Origin of the sequence: Mesorhizobium sp. M7A.F.Ca.CA.002.04.1.1 (genome assembly GCF_004022805.1) — a bacterium.
GTDB lineage: Bacteria > Pseudomonadota > Alphaproteobacteria > Rhizobiales > Rhizobiaceae > Mesorhizobium > Mesorhizobium ciceri.
The window spans coordinates 1-4,844 of sequence record NZ_RZPL01000441.1 but is presented as its reverse complement, the minus strand read 5'-3'; the positions used below and the strand labels follow the sequence as shown (position 1 = coordinate 4,844).

Genomic DNA, 4,844 nt, shown 5'->3' with positions numbered 1-4,844 from the left:
AACCTAGGTCTTGCCTGAACGAGGTCAAAGGCCTGACGGCCTTTTTCCGCAGAGCCAGCTTCACAAAGGCGCGACCTGCAGCGCCACCTCTTCCAGCCAATGATCGCGAATGCCCAGCGCCTCGAGATGCTCCAGCGTGCTCAGCACATAGTCCTCGTTGTTGCCGGACTGGCCGACCGCACCGCGCACCACGGCCGCCGCATCTGCAGCGTCGAGCGCTCCGGCATATTGCTCGTGCTGGCGGTCGACAATGTAAACCACCGCGTCGACCGTACCGCCGCCGTCGAGGCGAACCTTGAGCAGACGCTCCAGATAGACATTGGTGACCAGCTCGCGCTCGCGCAGATAGGCCATAACCTCGTCGCGCAAGTCGCCGGGGACGCGGAATGCGAGGCCGACGCAGGACCCGCCACGATCGAGGCCGAGCACCAGCCCCGGCCGCTCGCGCGTGCCGCGATGCACGAAGGAATAGACGCAGAGCGAGCGCCGGTAGCCATGCAGGCGGGCACGCTGTGTTTCGACATGCGCGAATCCCGGCCGCCAGATCAGCGAGCCATAGCCAAACACCCAAAAATCGCCCATATCGCCGCGCCTGATTGCAAAAGATGCCAACACCGCACCCGGACCGGTGTTTTTTCCGCCCGTCCCGTCTAACTATTCGTCTGTCCACCTGGCGGAATCGACTACCCGTCCGCAATACCCATGCGTTAACGAGAGCCAAAGCATGACGTCAAGTGACGAACGCCAGCCGAACAAACGTCGCCGCCTGATCTGGCTTGCAGCATTCATCGTCGTGCTGTTCGCCCTCTACAGCGGCGGCTGGTTCTATCTGGCTGACCGCGTCAGGAGCGAGGCCGACAAGGCGGTTGCCACGCTCAACAAGAATGGCGTCGAGGCCGGCTGCGCCAATCTCCAGGTCAGCGGCTATCCCTTGAGCTTTACCGTCTCCTGCGACAACCTCGCCTATGAGGACGATGCCAAGAACATTGCGGCCTCAGCCGGCAGTTTCAACGCAGCCGCCCAGATCATCCAGCCTCTGTCGCCGGTTGCCAATCTGCGCGGCCCGCTCAGGACCTCCGTGCCGGACATGGTGCCGCTGTGGATCGACTGGGACAATCTGCAGGCCAATTTCAAATTGTGGTGGCCGCTGCCGCGGCGGATTTCGCTGGAGGCAGAGGGCCTTTCCGGCCAGACCGATCCGGCCGACGATACCGATCCGGTGCAACTGTTCAGTGCCGGCAAGGCATCAGGTCAGTTGCAGCCCAACGGCGAGGATATCGACTATCTCGGCAGTTTCGGCGATCTCGAGGTCGACCCCGACGCACTTGGCGGGCGCGTGCTTCCGGCGCTCGATGCCAGCGGCGACGTGACATTGAAGAACGGCGTCGCACTGATCGGCACGCGGGTGAAGAGCCTTCGTGGCCAGGCGATCGAAATCCGCAACCTTGATCTGTCGTCGGGGACGGCGCGCATCACCGTTTCGGGACCGCTCTCGGTCGATGCCGAGGGCCTGGTCAACGCCGACCTGATGATCAGGTTGAAGGACCCGAAGGCGGTGGCGGCCATCCTCGGCACCGCCATACCCGAGCAGAAAAGCCAGATCGAGCAGGGTTTTTCTGCCCTGGCGGTGCTCGGCAACGAACCGTCCATGCCGCTGAAGGTGGTCAGGGGCAAGGCCTCGCTCGGCTTCATTCCGCTGGGCAAGATCAAGCCGGTCGAATAGCTCAGCCATGGCAAAACCCGTGAAGCTGCTGAGCGTTGGCGCTTTGACGCTGGACACCATCCTGCACGTCGAGACGCTGCCCATGCATCAGGGCAAGTTCATGGCCTCCGACGGCGTCCAGATCGCCTCGGGCATGGCCACCAGCGCCGCCTGCGCTGCCCATCGCCTGGGCGCCGAAGTATCGCTGTGGGCGAGTGCCGGCGACGATGCCGTCGCCGACCAGCTCATCGCCGGCATAGAGGCCGAAGGCGTCGATTGCACCTTCGTGCGGCGCGTCAGAGGTGCCCGCTCGGCGCTGGCCTCCATCCTGGTCGACGCGCATGGCGAGCGCATCATCGTGCCGTTCTATGACAGGCTTGCCCAGGCCGATCCCGACGTCCTGCCGGTCGCCGACCTCATGGCATTCGATGCCGTTCTGGTCGATGTCCGCTGGCCGGGTGCGGCGGCACTCGCCCTGAAGGCGGCGCGCGCCATCGGCCGTCCGGCGATCCTCGATGCCGACACCGCGCCGCTGGAGGTCCTTGAGCAGTTGTTGCCGCTCGCTACGCACATCATCGCTTCGGAGCCGGCAGCGCGCATCGTCTGCGGCCAGGCGCTCGATCCGAAAACGGCTTGCGCCGATCTCGCCAGCCGCAGCGACGCTTTTGTCGCAGTGACAGGCGGCGCGGCGGGCAGTTGGTGGCACGACCGTCGCGCTGGCTGCGTGCGCCATGTCGCGGCGCCGAAAATCAAGGCGGTCGACACGCTCGCCGCCGGCGATGTCTTTCACGGCGCCTTCGCCGTCGGGCTGGCGGAAGCCATGCCGGTCGAGCAGGCTTTGCGGTTTGCCAGTGCGGCCGCGGCGCTCAAATGCCTGCGCTTCGGCGGCAGGCTTGGCGCGCCGAACCGAGCCGAGACGCTGGCCATGGTTGCGCAGACCTGGCCTGCCTGAGACAGACCTAGCCCTTCGCGGGGTGCTCGACCGCCTGACGGCCGAAATCGGGAACGTCGATGTCCTGGCCGGCTTCGATGATCGAGCGGCGCACGGCGCGGGTGCGGGTGAACAGGTCGAAGAGTTTTTCGCCGTCGCCCCAGCGGATTGCGCGCTGCAGCGACGCCAGATCCTCCGAGAACCGCGCCAGCATTTCGAGGATGGCGTCCTTGTTGTGCAGACAGACATCCCGCCACATGGTCGGATCGGAGGCGGCAAGGCGGGTGAAGTCGCGGAAGCCGGAAGCCGAATATTTGATCACTTCGGATTTGGTCACCGACTGCAGATCATCGGCGGTGCCGACGATGTTGTAGGCGATGATGTGCGGCAGATGCGAGACGATGGCCAGCGTCATATCGTGATGCTGGGGATCCATCGTGTCGATGTTGGCGCCGCAGCGCCGCCAGAACTCCGACAGCCTCTCCAACGCGTCCGGGTCGGTGTCGGGCAGCGGCGTGAAGATGCACCAGCGATTGTCGAACAGGTCGGCGAAACCGGCGTCGGGGCCGGATTTTTCTGTGCCCGCCAGCGGGTGGCCGGGAATGAAATGGACACCTTCAGGCACATAAGGCTGCATTTGCGCAATGACAGACGCCTTGGTCGAGCCGACATCGGTGAGGATCGCGCCCGGCTTCAGCGCCGGCGCGATTTCCTCGGCAACCGTGCCGGACGAGCCGACCGGCACCGAAATGATGACCAGGTCGGCATCGCGGACAGCTTCTCTCGCATCGGTGCTATAGCTATCGCCCAGCCCAAGCTCCTCGGCCCGTGCCAGCGTCGCCGCACTGCGGGTCGAGATGGATACGTGGCGGGCGAGGCCCTCGCGGCGGATGACGCGGGCCAGCGACGAGCCGATCAGGCCGATGCCGACCAGCGCGATCTTTTCAAACATCGGTGATGTCATGGTTTCTAGCTTTTCAGGAATGTCGTGAGAGCGGCGACAACGCCGCGATTGGCCTGTTCGGTACCGACGGTCATGCGCAGCGCGTTGGGAAAGCCATAGCCCGAAACGCGCCGCAATATATAGCCGCGCGCCGTCAGATAGTCGTCCGCCGCCGCTGCCGAATGTTTCTGGTCCTCTGGAAAATGAATGAGGATGAAATTGCCGACGCTGGGCGTCACCCGCAATCCAAGCTTTGTGAATTCCTCACTCAGCCAGGCCAGCCAGGTCTCGTTGTGCGCCACGCTGCGCTCGACATGGGCGCGATCGCGAATGGCGGCGATGCCGGCCTCGATCGCCGTCGCATTGACGTTGAAGGGGCCGCGCACGCGGTTGATGGCGTCGACGATGTGCATCGGCCCGTACATCCAGCCGATCCGCGCCCCGCCAAGGCCGATCTTGGAGAAGGTCCGGGTCATCACCACGTTCTCTGCGCTGCCGACCAGTTCGATGCCGGCCTCATAGTCGTTGCGGCGGACATATTCGGCATAGGCCGCGTCGAGCACCAGAAGCACGTGCCTGGGCAGACCGGCATGCAGCCGCCGCACCTCCTGGAACGGCACATAAGTGCCGGTCGGGTTGTTGGGATTGGCGAGGAACACGATCTTGGTGCGCCGCGTGACGGCGGCCAGGATGGCGTCGATATCGGCGCGCTCGTCTGTTTCCTTGATCGTCACCGGAACGGCGCCCGCCGACTGGATGTAGATCTTGTAGACCATGAAGGCGTGTTCGGTGATGACGGCCTCGTCGCCGGGCGCCAGATAGGTCTGCGCCAGCAGGCCGAGGATCTCGTCGGAGCCGTTGGAGCAGATGATGTTCTGCGGGTTGAGGCCATGCACCTCGGCGATCGCTTCGCGCAGCCGCCTGGCGGTGCCGTCGGGATAGATGTCGAGCTTGCCGGCAATCTCGCGCGCGGCTTCGATCGCCTTCGGCGAGGGCCCGAGCGGGTTCTCGTTGGAGGACAGCTTGTGGACCTTGGCGACGCCGGCAGGCGCCGTGCTCTTGCCCGGCACATAGGCGTCTATGTCCATGATGCCCGCGCGCGGGGTTGGACGTGCCTGGTCCGGTGTCTGGCTCATGTCGCAAAATCCGTCGAGAACGCTTCCTGAGGGAAGCCGCAGCGGAAATACAAGCCGTGGCCTGCAATGTCGAGAGGCGACAGCCTCCCGCCCAAGGCAGGCCGTTGACGCCGGCGCGCCACAGCCCTAGAA

General features: G+C 64.8%; 5 protein-coding genes. 2 read left to right on the top strand and 3 right to left on the bottom strand.

Features of this window, described 5'->3' with window-relative positions; genetic code table 11:
- Positions 1-60: 60 nt before the first annotated feature.
- A complete protein-coding gene (locus tag ENZ75_RS21180; protein WP_013529391.1) occupies positions 61-582 on the bottom strand; it encodes a gamma-glutamylcyclotransferase in 522 nt (173 codons plus the stop codon).
- Positions 583-724: 142 nt separating this feature from the next.
- Between ENZ75_RS21180 and ENZ75_RS21175 the strand changes: the two genes are divergently transcribed.
- Positions 725-1,723 (top strand): DUF2125 domain-containing protein, encoded by a 999-nt coding sequence (locus ENZ75_RS21175; RefSeq protein WP_063169097.1) that lies wholly within the window; start codon positions 725-727, stop codon positions 1,721-1,723.
- A gap of 7 nt (positions 1,724-1,730) precedes the next feature.
- Positions 1,731-2,654: a sugar kinase gene (locus ENZ75_RS21170; RefSeq protein ID WP_063169098.1), complete on the top strand. Its 924-nt coding sequence runs from the start codon at positions 1,731-1,733 to the stop codon at positions 2,652-2,654.
- A gap of 7 nt (positions 2,655-2,661) precedes the next feature.
- Here the strand turns inward: ENZ75_RS21170 and ENZ75_RS21165 are convergent, their stop codons facing one another.
- Both ENZ75_RS21165 and hisC read right to left on the bottom strand, forming a co-directional pair.
- Positions 2,662-3,597, bottom strand: coding sequence for a prephenate/arogenate dehydrogenase family protein (locus tag ENZ75_RS21165; protein WP_027162911.1), 936 nt, complete (start codon positions 3,595-3,597; stop codon positions 2,662-2,664).
- Positions 3,598-3,602: 5 nt separating this feature from the next.
- On the bottom strand, positions 3,603-4,712 hold the full coding sequence (gene hisC / locus ENZ75_RS21160; RefSeq protein ID WP_063169099.1) for a histidinol-phosphate transaminase: 1,110 nt from the start codon (positions 4,710-4,712) through the stop codon (positions 3,603-3,605).
- Between the last annotated feature and the right edge of the window lie 132 nt (positions 4,713-4,844).